We start from the raw sequence: 17,054 nt of genomic DNA on the forward strand, positions 1-17,054 counted from the left end.
ATATATCGTTGAATCGTCCTCGCGGACTCTTTTTCAACGACCTGCGTTCAACTCGCAGTCGGCGAGCAATTCTGAGATTGTGCAAATTCGGAGGGCACGAAAATTTACATGGGGGTATATATGTAAAAAATGGAGTCCAATATTTTAATCTCTTCAAAAAAGTGAGACGAAATTCTGCTTTTTTACTGGTTTTTCACTATTTTTATGAAAGGAATAATTAATAAAATTTTTAACTCCTCGTTTTAACAAAACTTTAAAAATTCAGGCTTTAAACACACTTCAGTGCCATAAACCAAAAAAACCACCCCTATTATCTAGAGATGGTTTCCAGTGAACCCACTGGTACAAAACTCGAACTCTTTATTGGAAGATTTAAGGCGATTGAACCAATTGAAAGACACCTCTTATAAGTATGATCTAGATAAAAATAAAGTTAGCTCCGCTAAACCGAAAATTATCTTAAACACGGAAAAACGGAAATTGTAAAAAATGTCAATAAAGAAAGCTATACTCAAATTTAAAGCCGGTTTGTTTTATTTTGTAATTGCTAACCCTAGAACCCTTTAACAACATCACGGACATTTCCCCCAAAAATAACCTTACCAGAAATGCTGGTACATTGGGCAGAAAGCTCGTTTTTCCAAATAATTGGAGCAGTGTTTTAGAAAAATCATTCATCATAATGTGCTCGGAAGAAACAGCATTAAAAACCCCGCTGAGTTCATCTGTCTTCAAGATGAATTCATACAACCGGACTAAATCCCGGATATCAATCCAGGGTAAGTATTGCCTGCCATTTCCTAAAGATGTATTGATGCCCAACTTCCCCAAAGGTGCTAATTTTTGATACATACCACCATCTCTCCCAATGACAACGCCTTTTCTTAAAATCACGGTAGCAACACCCAAACTGTCAAATTGCAGTGCTGTTTTTTCCCATTTCCGGCAAACCGAAGCCAAAAAATCGCTGCCGTTGTTGGATTTCTCTGTAAATATTTCATCCGTAGTAATCGCACCATAATAACCTACGGCGGAAGATGAAATGAAGATATCTATGCTAAAATTCCTTGTTTTAACATAGGTAAAAAGTAAATCTATTGCCTTGGTCCGACTTTCGATTATTTCAACTTTCCTTTTTTCCGTCCAACGCTTTTCGGTAATGTTTGCGCCTGTTAGATTGATGATTTTCGAAACGCCCTCAAATGCTTTTTCATCAATAAATCCTTTCTTTATATCCCATTCAAAATACCGAATGTTCTCCATGCTGCTGATTTTGTTCCTCCGTGTTAACACATTGACCATATAACCACAATTTACTAGGTGCTTTATCAATGCTTTTCCGACAAAACCTGTACCTCCGGCGATTAATATCTTTTTCATGAATTGATTTTTGAAAGCAGCTCCGGAAAGGCCTGTCTGAACCAGACCGTATAATGTGATGGATTATTTTTTATATCAGATAGAATTTCATCCGCATTGATCCACTTATAGTCCTGTACTTCATCTTTGTTTAAAACAGGACATTGGTCAGAATAACCAACAAAAACATAATCCAGCTCATGCTCTGTCAAATTGTTTTCAACCCGCTCATTGTATATAAATGAATAGACCAATCTTAAATCACATTTCAGTCCCATTTCATAGATTAACCGCTCCTCTGCACTTGAAGTAACGTCTTCTCCCCATTGCGGATGCGAACAACAGGTATTTGTCCATAACCCTGCTCCGTGGTACTTGTGGTTTGCCCGCTGCTGTAAAAGCAATTCTCCTTTACCATTGAAAATAAATACCGAAAATGCCCTGTGAAGATATCCTTGCACGTGTGCAGACAGCTTTTCCATTTCAGCAATGGCATTATCGTTTTCATCGACCAGTACTACATTATTTCTTTCCATTTTACTATAATTAAAAAGTTATTGATTGTTTTTCCGCAAAGCTTCTCCATATACATTCAATGCTCTGTCTCTTGCGTAGCTGTGCTCTACTACCGGTTGGGGATAAGCATCTGTTCCAAATTCGGGTACCCACCTTCTAATATATTCCAGCTTTTTGTCAAACCTATCCGTTTGAACAGTTGGATTAAAAATCCTGAAATAAGGTGCAGAATCGCAACCTGAACCCGATGTCCACTGCCAATTTCCATTGTTAGCGGACAAATCATAGTCATTCAACTTTTGAGCAAAATAAGCCTCGCCCCAACGCCAATCTATCAATAGATGTTTGCATAGGAAACTCGCTACAATCATCCGGACCCGATTGTGCATATATCCTGTTTCATTTAATTGTCGCATTCCGGCATCTACAATTGGGTAGCCTGTTTCTCCCCTGCACCATTTTTCAAACTCTTGCTCATCGTTTCGCCATTTGATGTTATCGTATTTCGCTTTGAAAGACTGAGTTACTACTTTCGGGAAATGATACAGAATCTGCATAAAAAACTCCCGCCAGATCAATTCATTCAGCCATGTTCGATTGTGGCTCATTGCAAAAGCTACGCATTTACGAATACTGATGGTACCAAATCTAAGAGCGATGCTCAGCACGGTTGTCCATTGCATTGCCGGATAATCCCTGAATTTGTCGTATTCATCAACGATGGTCGCATCTAATTCCGGCTTTTCAAAAGTGATGTCTGTTTTTTTAAAGCCAATCTCACTTAACGAATGGATTTCGGCAAAGTCTTGCCTGAAAAAGTTAGCGTAATCAGAATTATGCAACTTGTAATCTTTTGCTGTCAATAACTCTTTCCATTTTTTTGAATATGGGGTATAAACCGTATAGGGTGTACCGTCGTTTTTCATCACATCGTTTTTGTCAAAAATGACCTGATCTTTGAATGTCTTAAAAAGAACGTCCCGCTCGTTGAAAAACTGGTGAATGTCCTTATCTCGTTTAATGGCTTGCGGCTCATAATCACAATTGCAGAAAACACCCTGAATAGCATATCTTTCGGAAAGCATTTTAAAAATATCGGACGGGTTGCCATAAAATGTATTCAGCCTTGCGTCGAATTTATTCAATTCGTTATTTATTGCCAAAAGTACCTGATGGATGTAGTCAACCCTTCGGTCTTTTTTATCTTCTAATTTATTTAAGATGGTTTCGTCAAAAATAAAAACCGGTAACACGGGGAATTCATAAGCAAGGGCTTGATATAACCCTACATTATCTTCCAAACGCAGATCTCGGCGAAACCAAAAAATAGAGACTTTACTTTTCATTCAGAAATGGATTATCGTTCCTGTCGTGCTTTACCCAAATCAGTTTAGAAGTATCGTAGCCAATCCGTTGCGCAATTTTCAGATAGTTTGTTTTAACCTCATCCGGAATATCTTTTGTTCTTGATAAAATCCATAAATATTTCAAATTTTTTCCAGCGACCAACGCATATTGATAATTTTCGTCCAATGCAATTACATTGTATCCTGCATAAAAAGGGCCGAAGAAACTTACTTTTAATTTAGCGGTATATTTATCTTCCCTGAATTTTGCTAAGCCGACGGCTTTTTTCCATTTCTCTTTCTTATAGTTGTAACCGCTGTTCAACACAGTGACATTACCATCTTCGTTCAGGCTGTATTGGGCGGAAACATTGTCCAAATCCTTTTCAAAACGAAAATCAAAACGGGCAATTTCATACCACGCCCCCAGATATCTATCTACATCAAAGTTTTCGACCGCTTTTGCCTTTTTTGGAATCGAGGCACAGGAATTCAAAAGTGCAAGAAATCCCAAGGAACAGACTACAACTAAAATTTTATTTTTTGCTTTCATTATGCGTTTGTTTAAATATTTTAAAAAAGTAAAGCACCAAAAGAAATTGCGTATATCCATAAACAGCATCCTCAATTGGTATCGTTAGTATTCTTATGCCTAGAAAATCTCCGGGATTGTAATTTACGATAGGCGTTTCTATCCCAGTTCCGGTCAGCACGCCATTTACAGGAAAAAAACCTAACATCAATATCGTAAACACGAAAGATGCCTTGCCAATCCAATCTGCCCGAGCAATGAAATGCAGGTAAATTAAAGTTGTTATGGTAGCGATAGCCGTTAACAATGTATAGATTTTATCATAATGCAACAAAGCCATAATCGAACAGACAATCACACTAACGAAAACGATCAGGTTATTAAAGCCGGATAGCCATCCTAACTTGAAAAACTTATCAAAACAGAAATAGGTAAACACGCATGAAAACGGAATGAAAATAAAGAAAAGCCATTCTTCAAGAGGCAATCCCGCTATCACTATTCCAAGTGTATAATCTGTATTGAACCACCAAACACCTTTTGCCGTAAACCATATATCCCAAGAAATAAATGGTATAGCAACGAAAATCGCAGATTTTATAAATGCTCCAAAATAACGGTTAAAGAGAATTCGCCTATCGTAAGATGCGATGAAACATATGATGACCGTAAAAAACAACACTAATGAGTAAGTATATGCTATCATTTTTTCTCGGAGTTAAAATACATTTTAAAATACTTGAAAGGCACATATAGAAAACCAAAACACTCGCCATCTTCTTTGCCGATATGCTTGTGATGTTGTTTGTGTGCTCTGCGCAGTGCCAAAAAGTAAGGGTTCTGGGTTCGGGACAGAAATTTAATCCGTTGGTGGATAAAAATATCGTGAACAAAAAAATAAGCCATTCCATAAAGCATAATGCCCAATCCGATAAAAAACAGATAATTGAAATTTTCTAACGAACCAAAATACATCAAAGCAATAGTCGGTATAGCAAATATGACAAAGAAATAGTCGTTCTTTTCAAGAACGCCCTCATTGCTGTGGTCGTGATGGTCTCTGTGCAAGAACCAAAGGAAACCGTGCATAACATATTTGTGGATAATCCAGGTTGCCCCTTCCATTAATGTAAATGTGAGCAATACGATTAAAAAAGCCATATCAGTTCTTCATTGTGTTAAATTTTTTTTCTAAAACGTCGTATCGGAAATCAAAGATGTACGCCAATTTATTTTTCACAAAAAGTAGATGTGCCATCTTCCCAAAAAAGCCGAAAGGCAATTCATAATCTACCGTATCTTTCATCAGCACTCCGCCTTTGTTGGGAATAAATTCGTGAAAATGGGTCCAGTATTTATAAGGTCCTTTCTCCTGAAAATCAGTAAAGCTTTTATTTGATTCCACATGGGTAATTCTCGTTCTCCACTTCAAAGGAACTTTCAGCAACGGCGAAACGATATAATCGATAACCATTCCTTCAGCAATCTGTTCCCTGTTATAATCAGACAGCACAGTAAAACGCATATCTTTGGGTGTGATCTTCGAAAGGTTCTTGGGAGAAGAGAAAAAATCCCAAGCTGTTTCGATATCGCAATACAATTGTTGCTGCCTGTATAATCGATGTTTCATTGCTTAGTCTTTTAAAAGTGTTTCTATATTTTTCCGCAAAATATCCGACCCGATTTGATGGTGGTTTTCCTTAATAAATTCGGTATCCTCATTTATGTTTGATTTATATCCCAAAAAAGAGGGAGCATTTTTTTGAACCGAAAGCCGGATAAACCTTAATTCCACATTGGAAGGTTCTTTTTTGATTGCCTGCTCGATGTTTTTCTTCCCTTCTTTAAATGTATTGAGTTTACTTATAGGGCTAAAGATGTGATTTGCCCAAATGGTTTGCAAAGCACCTAAATAAGCCAGATGAGTAGCCGAATTGTCTTTTGCTTTATCCAAATCCGCAATCATTTTTTTGCACAATTCTTTATCTGATACCAGCTTGTTGTAATTAGCCCTTACTACATCCAAACCTGTTCCATTAAAATTTATCAAAAAGAATATAGTCGATATTAATAAACCAAGAAATTTCATCACAGAAAAGCTGTTTTATATCTTACATAACTTTTGAAAGCTACATAAGCTTTTTCGGAATTATGGATGCGAATCCTGTTGTTCAATATCTCTTTGGAAGATTTTCTTTTTATCTTTCGGAACAGAGACAGGTAGTATTTGTACGCCAGATACACACCGAACATAGATGAATTGGGTAATTTCTTAATGCCGATCAACGCTTCCTTAAATTCTTCCTCTATTTCCTCTTCAATCTGACATTTCACATAATTATCAAAAATGCTCATATCAATATTCGGAAAATAAGTTCTGCCCAAAATCTGATAATCATCTTTTAGATCCCTTAAAAAATTAACTTTTTGAAAAGCTGATCCCAGTTTCATTGCATAAGGTTTCAATTCATTATATTTTTCCATATTTCCATCTGTAAAAACTTGCAGACACATCAGCCCAACTACTTCCGCTGAACCAAAAATATATTCTTCGTATAGTTCTGAATTGTAATCTATTTTCTGCAAATCCATTTCCATACTATGTAAAAACTGCTCAATCAGACTTTTGTCAACTTTATACTGATTTACTGTTTCCTGAAACGATTGTAGGATGGGATTGAGCGAAATTCCTTCATGCAGTGCGTCGTAGGTTTCTGCTTTTAACCGATTCAATAGCTTCTCTTTATCGTACCCGTGAAAACTGTCCACGATTTCATCTGCTAATCTCACGTACCCATATATTGCATATATTGCAGAACGAATAGACGGTTTCAGCGCTAAAATACCCAGGGAAAAACTCGTACTATATTTCCGGGTCGTTATCTTGCTTACCGAGTAAGAAAGTTCGTCAAACAGCTGTTTCATGGTTTTTCTTGTTGAAGCTTGATTATTTCGTTCGCTGCAATTTTACCCGATATAATGGACGGGGGAACTCCGGGGCCGGGAACGGTCAATTGACCGGTATAGAATAAGTTTTTCAATCTCTTGTTTCTTATCTTAGGTTTTAAAACCGCAGTTTGACCGAGCGTATTTGCCAGTCCGTAAGCATTGCCACCATAGGCATTGTAATCTGAAACAAAATCACTGGCACAATAACTTCTTTTGTATTCTATCTTTGACCGTAAATCGGTTATGCCTGTAAGTCTTTCAATCCTTGAAAGCATTTCGGTTAAATATTTTTCCCGTGTAAATTCTCCATCATTGATTCCGGTCGCCAATGGCATCAGAAGAAACAGGTTTTCTTTACCGTGGGGAGCAACGGTATTATCTGTTTTGGAGGGGCAACAAGTATAAAACAGAGGTTTATCGGGCCATTTTTTCTCGCCATAGATAGAATCAATATGTTCGTCCAGATCATTTTCAAAGAAAAGTGTATGATGTTGCAGGTTGGGAATGGTTTGATCGATGCCCAAATAATAGATCAAACTTGATGGTGCAAATGTTCTGTTTTGCCAGTATGCTTCAGAATAATTTCTGTACTCTTTATTTAAAAGCGTTTCTGTATGATGATAATCCGAAGAAGCAATTACAGCATCAAATTCATAGATATTGCCATTGATAGTTAAAGATCTTACCTTGCCGCTATCCGTGTTTATACATTCAACGGTTTTGTCGAAATGGAAATTAGCACCTTGCCTTTCGGCTACTTTTTTCATCGCCAATACCAATTGATAAAAGCCGCCCATCGGATAATGCGTCCCTAAAGCATAGCCTCCGTAATTCATCAAACTGTATAATGCAGGAATATTTTTTGGAGAAGCACCGAGAAAAATTACGGGAAACTCCATTAATGTCCTTAGCTTTTCACTTTTAAAGTATTTGGCAACATAGGTTCTGAAGTTCGTCAGCAAATCCAATCTCAATGCACTTTTAGTTATTTTAGGAGAAATGAATTCTGACCAATTATGGCAAGGCTTATTCACGAAATCCTGCATACCGACTTCATATTTGAATTTAGCCGATCGCATAAATTTTTCTAATTGTAATCCTGCACCCTTTTCGATTTGTTCGAACAAGATTTTTAATTCCCCTAAACTTTCAGGTACACTGATTTTCTCTTGTGAAAAAATCATTTCAAACTGTGGGTTTAATGAAATCAACTCGAAGAAATCAGAGATTTTGTAGCCGAAATCAGCAAAAAAACTTTCAATAATATCAGGCATCCAGTACCAACTTGGTCCCATATCAAATACGTAACCTTGTTGGGTAGAAAATTGCCTTGCTCTTCCACCTGGCTGCTCGTGTTTTTCAAATACGTGAACCTCATTTCCCGCTTTTGCTAGGTATGCGCTTGCAGATAAACCCGAGAAACCGGAACCGATAACGGCTATTTTATTCTTCATCGTCTTCTATCTTTTAAAACTTCATTCAATAAATATTCTGGTTCAATATTTTTATCGTAAATCTGTTGATGAAAATCATTGAGTTTATTGAGCAACCTGATCAATTCCATTTTTTCGTTATGGGTTAAATCTCCTGTAACGATTTCAGTTGCTTTTCTGATTTTGTCCATTTGCTTTTCTAAAATCTGAATTCCTTTATTGCTGATTTTTAACACCTTACTTCTTTTGTCGGTCTCAGAATCAGTTTGATCCACCCAACCTTGTGCAATCAACCGGTTGATAACTTGCATTCCGGCAGGTTTTTCATGTACATTCTTTTTTATCAAGTCCATTTTGGTCATTTCTCCAAAAGCTTTTAGGTTAATGAGGTAGATAAAATCTTCCTGTGTTGAAAAATCCGAGCCGAATAGGGCTGATTTTGAATAACTCTTGGCATATCTGTTCATATGAACAATCAACGTATTGATGACGCTTTCAGGACTACGTCCGTTTTCTTTTCCTTCCCAATCAGGTTCATTATTTATTACATCACCTTTATAATTGGCAACTATCCATCTTTTAAAGCCTTCGATATCATTAGGATATGTTTTTCCTGAAAAATTATCAGCTTCGAATTCTTCAAGCAGATTGACAATATTTTTTAGAGTGTCGTATTTCATACATTCAAATTAGTATTTAAATATACTATAATATTTAATAAAATGTATATTTTGATGCTATTTGTTATGAAGTTCTTTTTAAATACGTATTAGTAAAATCTAATTTATAGGTAATACTGCTGATAAGGTCAGAGGGAGAGCTACACATATCATTAATAAAATAGACTTTGATATTCATATTATTGGGGTTCGAGCTCCAAGAAGTCGGCCCGCTGGTACAAAAACGAACAAACCCTAAAATTACAATGAAGTAATTCGCAATAAATTGTAAAAGAGGTATTCGTGTGTAGTTTTGTGTGATAATAAAAGGGTTCGATCTCAATTAAACCCAATTTTTTGGCTCAAATATGCAAGAAACAGGAAAATCTAAAACTATCTACTAAGCAGATGATTATGAAATAAAAAGCCCCAACTGGAGTTGAGGCTTGAAAGTGACCCCGCTGAGGCTCGAACTCAGGACCCACAGATTAAGAGCCTATAGGTCTGCATTCGTCAACAAGGTTAAAAATCTTTGTTTCCTGCTTGCTAGAGCAATTTATGTGTTTTTTTTCAGTAATCAAAATTTAGCGCTGTGACTTATTTGTGACGGTTTTCAGATAGTTTAATATTCTATTGTTACCAACTCTTGAGTTCTGAAGAGAATATCGCTAAAGATCTTTCGTCAGTATTTGCGTCTGAAGTTTACAAATTTATTTCGCGATATTTAAAATACGATATGCTCCTCTGGCTACGATAACAAATACAATTGCACCAATAATCAAGTCAGGATACCCTGAATCCAGCCAATTAACTAATAATCCCGCGACAATAACTCCCGAGTTTATTATTACATCATTTGACGTAAAAATCATAGACGCTTGCATATGTGCTTCTTTGCTTTTATTCTTTTGTAATAAATAAAGACAAAGTACGTTAGCCATCAGTGCTAACACAGAAACAATAATCATGGTTTTAAAATCGGGCATTTCTCCCAAACCAACAAAACGCCTGACTACTTCTACAAAGCCGATAACTGCTAAAACGATTTGAAAGTAACCAGCAAATTTAGCAATGTTGTTTTTTCGTACAATCGTGCCACCAACTGCAAACAAAGCCAATGCATAAACTATGCTATCTGCAAGCATATCCAGACTATCTGCTATCAATCCCATTGAGTTGGAAAAAATACCGAACAGCATTTCTAATCCAAAGAAGAGAAAATTAATAACCAATACTGTGAATAATAGCTTCCGTTGGTTATTGCCAGTATCTATTCCATTAACTACATCAGTTTCCTCGGTTGAAATCAATGTGGTATTCAGGTTTAGGGTTTCCAAAGCCGAGAAAACAGGTTCCGGGCCTCCATTGTGAAAAACACTCAATTTTCTGTTTGGAATATCAAATTCCAATGATTTTACCATGTCGAAGTTCTGCAACTTCATACGGATTAACTGCTCCTCGCTCGGGCAGTCCATTTTAGTGATATTAAATATTGTTTTATTCATCAGTTTAAAGTTTAACTTTTATACCGCCGTTGATCACGAATCCGTCCAATGGTGCGTAAATGTCATTAAAGACAGGATTTGTAATTGTACCAGTATAAATAGTATCAAAACGTGTCTGCCTTGTGTCAAGGAAGTTCTCAAAATTAAGATACAGGGAGAACCGTTCCCAGATCTTTTCAGCCATAAAGCCACAGGTCCAATAGTCCTTTCCGGTTGTTCCGCCGTTCAGTATTTGGGGACTGAAATAATAAGCTTCCAAGCCAATCTTCCATTTATCCTCTACTTCATACATCAAAACAGAGTTGATTCGGTGTTTTGGTGTCAGAGGATTATCTGTATTTCTTCCGTTTTCAAGCAAACGTGTATCGGTATAAGTATAGCCCAAGAACATCTTTAAATCATCATAGCCGATCTTTACGTTTGTTTCGGTCCCTTTTGTATGGATGTAACCCGGTGAATTGACGAACTGATAAAGATCTGGCAATGCATTTTGAAGCAACAGAGGATTATCCAGATAAGTATAAAAAAACAATTGATTTATGCTGAAAGTCCAATCCTCGCCAATATTAGTGCGGTAATTGATGTCTGCATTTGCTCCATAACTTTTTTCCAATTTATTGATCTCGTCGTCAATTGGCATTGCTTTGCGATATTGTATGCGTTCAATTTCTTCTGTAAAAATGGTTGGCGTCTTGTAGCCAAATCCACCACCGACACGTGAAGTCAATCCGTTTGCAATCTTAAACAATGCCGATACTCTTGGTAAGAACACAGCGCCATAATCTATAACATAGTCTGCCCTTAAGCCCGTTTCCAATTGAAGCCAATCCGTGACCTTAAAAGAATTTTGAACGAAAGCCCCGAATGTGGTTTGGTTATAATCCCTCAACGGAAATGGGGTAATCTGTTTTTCTTTAAAATTGTCCGTCCAAATATTAAAGCCTGTTACCCACTCTGATTTTTCTTTGCAGTGGCTATAGCTTGCTTCCGTAAAAGTAGCGGTTTGCGTTCCCTCAAATTCGTAATTCGGAATAGCCGTATTCCGGTTAAAATAACTTACGCTGTTTTTTAATTTTACAGAACTGTTTTCGTTTACAGTATGGTCAAAAACAAATTGAGTAGAATAACGCTGTGTTTTGTTTTCTTCAAAATATTGATGGATGTTATCTCCGTTTCCTTTGATGTAAAGCATATCGCCACCCAAGCGGTTTTCAATGGTGGTATTAATACCAAAGTTCATTTTTGTTTTATCATTGAAGTAAACAAATAACTTAGGGTTCAGTACATACCTTTCAAACTTAGGGATTGCCGAAAGTCCTATTTTTGCGGGATCATAAGCCCCGTTGCGATTATGCGAAGCGAAAATGGTTGTTCCAATCTTCTTAAACTTCTGTCCATAAAAACCGTTAATGTCCAATCCTCTGCCCGACGTACCGTTTAAGTGAAAACGCATATCCCGTTCTTCCGTTGGTGTTTTGGATATGAGATTTACCAAACCTGCTATTGCGCCGCCACCATATAAGGTAGAGGTTGAACCTTTGATAACTTCGACCTGCTTTAAGTCAAGCGGTGGAATTTGCAACAAGCCCAATCCGCTTGAAGCACCCGAATAAAGAGGGAAGCCGTCTTTTAAAATTTGTGTATATCGTCCGTCGAGCCCTTGAATACGAATACTTGCGTTGGCACTGATGGGTGAAGTTGTTTGTACGTGAATACCTGTGCTTTCACTCAAAAGCATGCGGATATCCCCCGCTTTCATATTGCCCTTTTCGTCCAGTTCCTCACTTCCGATAACCTCAATACGGGTCGGCGTATTTTGTATGGTCCTCGTACTTCTTGTAGATGAAATTACGACTTCCTCCAACTTTTCGCTGGCTTCCTCCAGTAAGATCTCAATAAAGCTTGTGTCCTCTAACGGAAATTGAAATGTATCAATACGCTCATTAAAACCAACATAGCTGAACTTTATAGTTTGCGATCCATCGGGAATATCGATCAACGTAATTTTCCCACTTTGATCTGAAGTTGCCGCAATTTCGGTTCCTACTACCTCCGAAGTAACGCCAATTAAAACTTCCTTGTGTTCACCGTCTTTAACTACGGCCTTAAAAATACTTTGGGCGTAACCACAAAGATTGAATGTCATGAATAATGACACGATGAATATATTTTTCATGAAATATGCTTAATATTATTGTAAAGGAGAAATATAGTTGGAAAGTGCTGTTCCTACCTTTTTGTGCAGAGCACGGTATATTAAGCTAACTGTGGCGGATGCCAAGTAGAGTAGGGAAAATCTAAAATCGTCGGAGCAGATAATGAACCCAATTTTATTATCTGTAATTTTCCGGGCGAAACTAATGAAAAACAAAAAGAAGTTACAACAAAGCCTGTACAGGTATTGCACTTGGAAAAAGGAGAACAACAGGACATTCCACAATCATCGTCATTTTGGTGTTGATCTTCTGTTGACATGCATGTTTGTTCAAGACATTTATCCTCAATAAAGCAAGGTGAGGCCGATAAGACCAAGACCATTATTGCCATGATGAACGATAAATACCTCATTGCGCAAATTTATTAAATTATGTTGAATTAATTGATTAAAAATAAGGGGGAATAAGCCTTTTTTTAATCATAGGTAATAGAACAACAGGGACACAAAATTATTTCAGGTGATCGAACTAAAACTATGCCCCCGAATGTTCTAGGTATAGTATTTTTTCTTTAACCAAAGGCTGGCCCGAACCAAAAGTATTAAAACAGGAACCTCGACTAAGGGACCAATAACACCAACAAATGCCTGAGGAGAATTGATGCCAAATACTGCGATGGCGACAGCAATTGCCAGCTCAAAATTGTTTCCAGTAGCCGTAAATGCAATGGATGCATTTTTATCGTAGGGAACCTTCATTGATCTGTTTACAAAGAAACTCACAAAAAACATCAGTACGAAATATATTATCAGTGGTATCGCTACTTTTACTACATCCATCGGCAGTTCCACTATTTTTTCACCCTTGAGGCTAAACATTAAGACAATCGTGAACAATAGGGCATACAATGTTATGGGTGATATTGTGGGAATAAACTTTCTATTGTACCATTCTATCCCGTTTGACTTCACTAAGATATATCGGCTCAAAAAGCCCGCAAGAAAAGGAATACCCAAATAAATCAATACACTTTCTGTGACATCCTTCATTGAAACACTGACATCGAAGTTGGCTAGTCCTAATTTACCTGGCAGTACATTGATAAATAACCATACAAAGAAGCTATAAGTAAATACCTGAAAGATACTGTTTAAGGCGACTAATAAGGCTGCGTATTCACGGTTTCCTTTAGCGAGATCATTCCATACAATCACCATTGCAATACATCTGGCCAAACCAATAAGAATTAATCCGATCATATAATCCGGCTCATCTCTTAAAAACAAAATGGCAAGGATAAACATTAAAATAGGGCCTATGACCCAATTCAATAATAGAGATAGACTGATTACCTTTTTATCCCTAAAAGCAGTAGGTAAAAGGGAATAATCAACTTTAGCGAGTGGCGGGTACATCATTAAGATTAGTCCAATGGCTAATGGAATGTTAGTTGTACCTATAGATAGTGAATCCATTACTTTTGAAGTGCCGGGAAATAAAAAGCCCAGGCCTACGCCAACTGCCATAGCGAGAAATATCCAAAGTGTTAAGTATCTGTCGAGAAATTTTAATTTTGGCTGCATATTATTTTAATTTATTCCTATTGTTTTACTTCTTCTTTCCATAATGATCGTGTCGCGCCAGGTGTCTCCCAGTTTTCCTATTTTTTCACGGAAACCGACTATTCTAAAACCATAGCGCTGATGAAGCGCTACTGTTCCTTCATTTTCAGGAAACATTCCACTTTGAAGCATCCAAATTCCATAAGCTTCGCTTTCTTCAATTAGCTTGGCCATCAAAGTCTTTCCGACTCCTTTTCCTTTATGAGAATTAGTAACGTAAATACTTACTTCTGCAACACCTCCGTAAACGCAACGGTCGCTCACTGCCGAAAGGGCTGCCCAGCCAACGATGATACCATCAACTACTGCTGCAAACCTGCTGTGTTTTAGTTTACTTTTATCCCAATCTTCCCACGCTGGGGCTGTTGTTTCAAAAGTGGCATGGCCTGTTTCAATGCCTTCTTTGTATATTCTGGAGATATTCGAATAATGCTCCTTACCGATTGCTGTTATTTCCATGCTATTTGTTTACCAGTGAAAAAACATAAAACATTTCTGCTGCAATCTGTAAGCTTCTTTCTGCGTACACCTCTGTTTGCTGTGGAGTGTTATCTGAGACTTTAGGATCATCGTATTTTATCGGGAATCTTGCCTCTGCTCCGAAAACCAAAGGACAGCCTTCATCTGCATTGTTACAGGTCATAATGGCACCGAATTCATTTTTTGGATTAAATTCGCTGTTATACTCTTTGGAAAAGCAGATAACCGCGGCCTCATTTTCGGCATATTTAATTGCATAGACAGGGTTTTCTGTTCCGCTGAGCTTCTGAATCTGAAACCCCTGATCGCTCAATGTTTCTGCCACTTTGGGAAACATTGCTGTTGCCTCAGTACCACCTGAATAGCAAAACACATTAGTAATTCCAAAATGATAGGCCATTGTCTGGGCCCAGATCTGTGATAAATGGCTCCGGCGGCTGTTATGCGTACAGATGAAATTTAACCGGATTGTCTGGTTCTCTCTTACCTTCCTCTGTATGTAGTCTGCCAGGGGCTGTAAAACTGTTTTTCTTTCTTCTGAAATACTATTTGTTAAAATAGACTCAATGGTCGTTATAATTTTGTGGTTCATTTTTATGGTTTAAGATTAATAGCCTCTTCTTAGATTTTCTGCATATTCATTGGGCAGGGGGCTTTCTTCTACTGCCTTAGCTGCTTTTCCAACGTCATAATCAAATCATATAAACTCGACACCGATACTTTCTTTGTTCAGTATAGAGCTGTTTTCATTGATGGTCAGCATGACATAAGCACCGCGGACATCAGTATCCTTGGGCTTACCAACCGAACCGATATTGACCGCATGACGATAATGAGCCTGGTCTTCGGATCCAGAATTTAAAATGCGGTGGTAAGGTTTGTGCGTATGGCCGAAACACATAATATCTGCATCAGCCTGCTCCATAATCCTGAGCATACTCTTTTCCTCACGGTCTTCAAAAAGATATTCATTAATCTTTCTTGGGCTGCCATGCTCCAGAAGCAAATTGAGTTTATCTTCATTCAACTGAAACTCAACTTTGATGTGGGCAGGGAGCGTGCGCAAATAGGCACGTTCGTCGTCCTTCATGATAGAATTTGTAAAAGAATTGGAGATATTGCCATTGTCTTTTTCACTATTGGTTTTATAGGCACAGCCACATTCATTGCTCATACGTCCGATACCGAAGTCGTAATTTCCTGCAATGGTTGGAATTTTCCGCTTACGGATTTCGTTAATCACTTCGTTTGGCCATTATTGTAACCTACCAGGTCACCCAAACAATAGATACTATCTGGATTTCTTTTATCGACATCTTCAAAGAAAGCTTACAAAGCGGGTAAATTGGCGTGTATATCGCTGAATAATGCAATTTTCATATTATATTAGTTACTATTTTTTAAAAATTCTTCAATCTCAAGTATTGTTTGTTTTGCTGTTTTATTTACACCTATGATTGTGGCGGATGCATAACCGGTCCAATTGCCGTATCCGACGAGCCACAATCCGGGCATTTCTAATGATTTACTTTCACTGGTCTTTGCAACGCCCTTTTCGTCTATGTGTATCAATGATTTCAGATAAGAAGTATCATAACCGAATCCTGTACACCAAATAATAGCATCAAATTCCTCCTTGTCCCCACTATGCCAAATCACCCCCTTATCATATAACTTATCGAATGTGCCGCTTGACACTAATACGCCTCTGCTTTGGGCCTCTTTAACAGATGGAACCATGACGATATTTCCTAGATTATACTGCGATGCATCGAAGGGTTTGCCTTCTTTTTCGGCCTTGTATCGCGCCGAGGCTACGTTAAACAGATAATATCCGTCTACTTCATCAGGCAAAAATTCAGGTTCCTTTTTGGTTGACCATTTTACAGCGGTAACTTTTGAGACCTCTGCGACAATCTGGGCACCGGAGTTACCTTCGCCTACCACCAGCGTTTTCCGTCCAGTAAAGTCTTTTGGATTTTTATACTTTCCTGAATGAATTTGAAGCCCCTTAAAATCTTCTATTCCTGCTAGCTTTGGAATAGCCGGATTGCCCCATGTCCCAGTTGCCGAAATAACTGTTTTAGCTTTTAAAGCCCCCTGATGGGTAAGGACCTTAAAAACAATCCCATCCTTTTTAATTTCAACAACTTCAACACCCCTCCTCACATTCAGTTGATAATGCTCTTCGTACTTACGCAAATAGTCAATTGCTTCTTGTCTGAGCGGAAACCGATGCTCAGATTTTGGCATCAGCCATCCCGGTAAAGAGCTGTAATCTGCTGGAGAGAATAGGGTCAGGCTATCCCAGCTATGGAGCCAGGCACCACCAGGAATATCCTGTTTATCCAGTATAAGATATTTCAGTTTTGCCCGCCTTAGATAATATCCACATGCTAGCGCACTTTGGCCTCCGCCAATAACAATAACATCAAAGATCTCATCCATTGATTTAGCTTTAATACATGTTATTTAAAAGACATCTGACATTCTACAG

General features: G+C 37.7%; 18 protein-coding genes. All 18 read right to left on the reverse strand.

Annotated elements, in window-relative coordinates:
* Window positions 1-492 precede the first annotated feature (492 nt).
* The 18 genes from CKW03_RS19650 to CKW03_RS19740 all read right to left on the reverse strand — a co-directional run bounded on the left by CKW03_RS19650 (window position 493) and on the right by CKW03_RS19740 (window position 17,005).
* Window positions 493-1,380 (reverse strand): TIGR01777 family oxidoreductase, encoded by an 888-nt coding sequence (locus CKW03_RS19650; protein ID WP_093099787.1) that lies wholly within the window; start codon window positions 1,378-1,380, stop codon window positions 493-495.
* Window positions 1,377-1,895 carry an isopentenyl-diphosphate Delta-isomerase gene (gene idi / locus CKW03_RS19655; protein WP_093099789.1) on the reverse strand — a complete coding sequence of 173 codons (519 nt, stop codon included), beginning with the start codon at window positions 1,893-1,895 and terminating at the stop codon, window positions 1,377-1,379. Before idi ends, CKW03_RS19650 begins: the two co-directional genes overlap by 4 nt.
* 18 nt (window positions 1,896-1,913) lie before the next feature.
* Window positions 1,914-3,221 carry a cryptochrome/photolyase family protein gene (locus CKW03_RS19660; RefSeq protein ID WP_093099790.1) on the reverse strand — a complete coding sequence of 436 codons (1,308 nt, stop codon included), beginning with the start codon at window positions 3,219-3,221 and terminating at the stop codon, window positions 1,914-1,916.
* Window positions 3,211-3,774, reverse strand: coding sequence for a lipocalin family protein (locus tag CKW03_RS19665; RefSeq protein WP_093099792.1), 564 nt, complete (start codon window positions 3,772-3,774; stop codon window positions 3,211-3,213). Before CKW03_RS19665 ends, CKW03_RS19660 begins: the two co-directional genes overlap by 11 nt.
* Window positions 3,758-4,459 carry a lycopene cyclase domain-containing protein gene (locus CKW03_RS19670; RefSeq protein ID WP_093099794.1) on the reverse strand — a complete coding sequence of 234 codons (702 nt, stop codon included), beginning with the start codon at window positions 4,457-4,459 and terminating at the stop codon, window positions 3,758-3,760. Before CKW03_RS19670 ends, CKW03_RS19665 begins: the two co-directional genes overlap by 17 nt.
* Window positions 4,456-4,914, reverse strand: coding sequence for a sterol desaturase family protein (locus tag CKW03_RS19675; protein WP_093099795.1), 459 nt, complete (start codon window positions 4,912-4,914; stop codon window positions 4,456-4,458). The genes CKW03_RS19670 and CKW03_RS19675 overlap by 4 nt, the downstream gene beginning before the upstream one ends.
* Before the next feature lies 1 nt (window position 4,915).
* Window positions 4,916-5,383, reverse strand: a complete 468-nt coding sequence (locus CKW03_RS19680) for an SRPBCC family protein (RefSeq protein WP_093099797.1) — start codon at window positions 5,381-5,383, stop codon at window positions 4,916-4,918.
* A gap of 3 nt (window positions 5,384-5,386) precedes the next feature.
* Window positions 5,387-5,842, reverse strand: a complete 456-nt coding sequence (locus CKW03_RS19685) for a hypothetical protein (RefSeq protein WP_220476618.1) — start codon at window positions 5,840-5,842, stop codon at window positions 5,387-5,389.
* A complete protein-coding gene (locus CKW03_RS19690; RefSeq protein ID WP_093099800.1) occupies window positions 5,842-6,678 on the reverse strand; it encodes a phytoene/squalene synthase family protein in 837 nt (278 codons plus the stop codon). The genes CKW03_RS19685 and CKW03_RS19690 overlap by 1 nt, the downstream gene beginning before the upstream one ends.
* Window positions 6,675-8,156 carry a bifunctional phytoene desaturase/3,4-desaturase gene (locus CKW03_RS19695; RefSeq protein WP_093099801.1) on the reverse strand — a complete coding sequence of 494 codons (1,482 nt, stop codon included), beginning with the start codon at window positions 8,154-8,156 and terminating at the stop codon, window positions 6,675-6,677. Before CKW03_RS19695 ends, CKW03_RS19690 begins: the two co-directional genes overlap by 4 nt.
* A complete protein-coding gene (locus CKW03_RS19700; protein ID WP_093099803.1) occupies window positions 8,153-8,815 on the reverse strand; it encodes a MarR family winged helix-turn-helix transcriptional regulator in 663 nt (220 codons plus the stop codon). Before CKW03_RS19700 ends, CKW03_RS19695 begins: the two co-directional genes overlap by 4 nt.
* 689 nt (window positions 8,816-9,504) lie before the next feature.
* A complete protein-coding gene (locus tag CKW03_RS19705) occupies window positions 9,505-10,299 on the reverse strand; it encodes a cation efflux transmembrane domain-containing protein (protein WP_093099804.1) in 795 nt (264 codons plus the stop codon).
* A 4-nt stretch (window positions 10,300-10,303) separates the two neighbouring features.
* A complete protein-coding gene (locus tag CKW03_RS19710) occupies window positions 10,304-12,475 on the reverse strand; it encodes a TonB-dependent receptor (RefSeq protein ID WP_093099806.1) in 2,172 nt (723 codons plus the stop codon).
* 531 nt (window positions 12,476-13,006) lie between these two features.
* Complete coding sequence (gene arsB / locus CKW03_RS19720; RefSeq protein ID WP_093099809.1) at window positions 13,007-14,038, reverse strand: ACR3 family arsenite efflux transporter; 1,032 nt, start codon at window positions 14,036-14,038, stop codon at window positions 13,007-13,009.
* A 6-nt stretch (window positions 14,039-14,044) separates the two neighbouring features.
* Complete coding sequence (locus tag CKW03_RS19725) at window positions 14,045-14,536, reverse strand: GNAT family N-acetyltransferase (RefSeq protein WP_093099810.1); 492 nt, start codon at window positions 14,534-14,536, stop codon at window positions 14,045-14,047.
* A gap of 1 nt (window position 14,537) precedes the next feature.
* The gene (locus tag CKW03_RS19730; protein ID WP_093099812.1) at window positions 14,538-15,149 is read right to left on the reverse strand and encodes an arsenate-mycothiol transferase ArsC; all 612 of its coding nucleotides are present in this window, start codon (window positions 15,147-15,149) and stop codon (window positions 14,538-14,540) included.
* Between the two features lie 105 nt (window positions 15,150-15,254).
* Window positions 15,255-15,800, reverse strand: a complete 546-nt coding sequence (locus CKW03_RS19735; protein ID WP_236736542.1) for a metallophosphoesterase family protein — start codon at window positions 15,798-15,800, stop codon at window positions 15,255-15,257.
* A gap of 143 nt (window positions 15,801-15,943) precedes the next feature.
* A complete protein-coding gene (locus CKW03_RS19740; RefSeq protein ID WP_093099813.1) occupies window positions 15,944-17,005 on the reverse strand; it encodes an ArsO family NAD(P)H-dependent flavin-containing monooxygenase in 1,062 nt (353 codons plus the stop codon).
* Between the last annotated feature and the right edge of the window lie 49 nt (window positions 17,006-17,054).

Origin of the sequence: Sphingobacterium mizutaii (assembly GCF_900187125.1) — a bacterium.
Lineage (GTDB): Bacteria > Bacteroidota > Bacteroidia > Sphingobacteriales > Sphingobacteriaceae > Sphingobacterium > Sphingobacterium mizutaii.

Bases quoted from the DNA above. Each gene is read 5' to 3' on its own strand.
- CKW03_RS19680 (WP_093099797.1), bottom strand. From the start codon at position 5,383: ATGAAACATCGATTATACAGGCAGCAACAATTGTATTGCGATATCGAA.
- CKW03_RS19670 (WP_093099794.1), bottom strand. From the start codon at position 4,459: ATGATAGCATATACTTACTCATTAGTGTTGTTTTTTACGGTCATCATA.
- CKW03_RS19710 (WP_093099806.1), bottom strand. From the start codon at position 12,475: ATGAAAAATATATTCATCGTGTCATTATTCATGACATTCAATCTTTGT.
- idi (WP_093099789.1), bottom strand. From the start codon at position 1,895: ATGGAAAGAAATAATGTAGTACTGGTCGATGAAAACGATAATGCCATT.
- CKW03_RS19740 (WP_093099813.1), bottom strand. From the start codon at position 17,005: ATGGATGAGATCTTTGATGTTATTGTTATTGGCGGAGGCCAAAGTGCG.
- CKW03_RS19705 (WP_093099804.1), bottom strand. From the start codon at position 10,299: ATGAATAAAACAATATTTAATATCACTAAAATGGACTGCCCGAGCGAG.
- CKW03_RS19675 (WP_093099795.1), bottom strand. From the start codon at position 4,914: ATGGCTTTTTTAATCGTATTGCTCACATTTACATTAATGGAAGGGGCA.
- CKW03_RS19730 (WP_093099812.1), bottom strand. From the start codon at position 15,149: ATGAACCACAAAATTATAACGACCATTGAGTCTATTTTAACAAATAGT.
- CKW03_RS19650 (WP_093099787.1), bottom strand. From the start codon at position 1,380: ATGAAAAAGATATTAATCGCCGGAGGTACAGGTTTTGTCGGAAAAGCA.
- CKW03_RS19700 (WP_093099803.1), bottom strand. From the start codon at position 8,815: ATGAAATACGACACTCTAAAAAATATTGTCAATCTGCTTGAAGAATTC.
- arsB (WP_093099809.1), bottom strand. From the start codon at position 14,038: ATGCAGCCAAAATTAAAATTTCTCGACAGATACTTAACACTTTGGATA.
- CKW03_RS19690 (WP_093099800.1), bottom strand. From the start codon at position 6,678: ATGAAACAGCTGTTTGACGAACTTTCTTACTCGGTAAGCAAGATAACG.
- CKW03_RS19660 (WP_093099790.1), bottom strand. From the start codon at position 3,221: ATGAAAAGTAAAGTCTCTATTTTTTGGTTTCGCCGAGATCTGCGTTTG.
- CKW03_RS19665 (WP_093099792.1), bottom strand. From the start codon at position 3,774: ATGAAAGCAAAAAATAAAATTTTAGTTGTAGTCTGTTCCTTGGGATTT.
- CKW03_RS19725 (WP_093099810.1), bottom strand. From the start codon at position 14,536: ATGGAAATAACAGCAATCGGTAAGGAGCATTATTCGAATATCTCCAGA.
- CKW03_RS19695 (WP_093099801.1), bottom strand. From the start codon at position 8,156: ATGAAGAATAAAATAGCCGTTATCGGTTCCGGTTTCTCGGGTTTATCT.
- CKW03_RS19685 (WP_220476618.1), bottom strand. From the start codon at position 5,842: ATGAAATTTCTTGGTTTATTAATATCGACTATATTCTTTTTGATAAAT.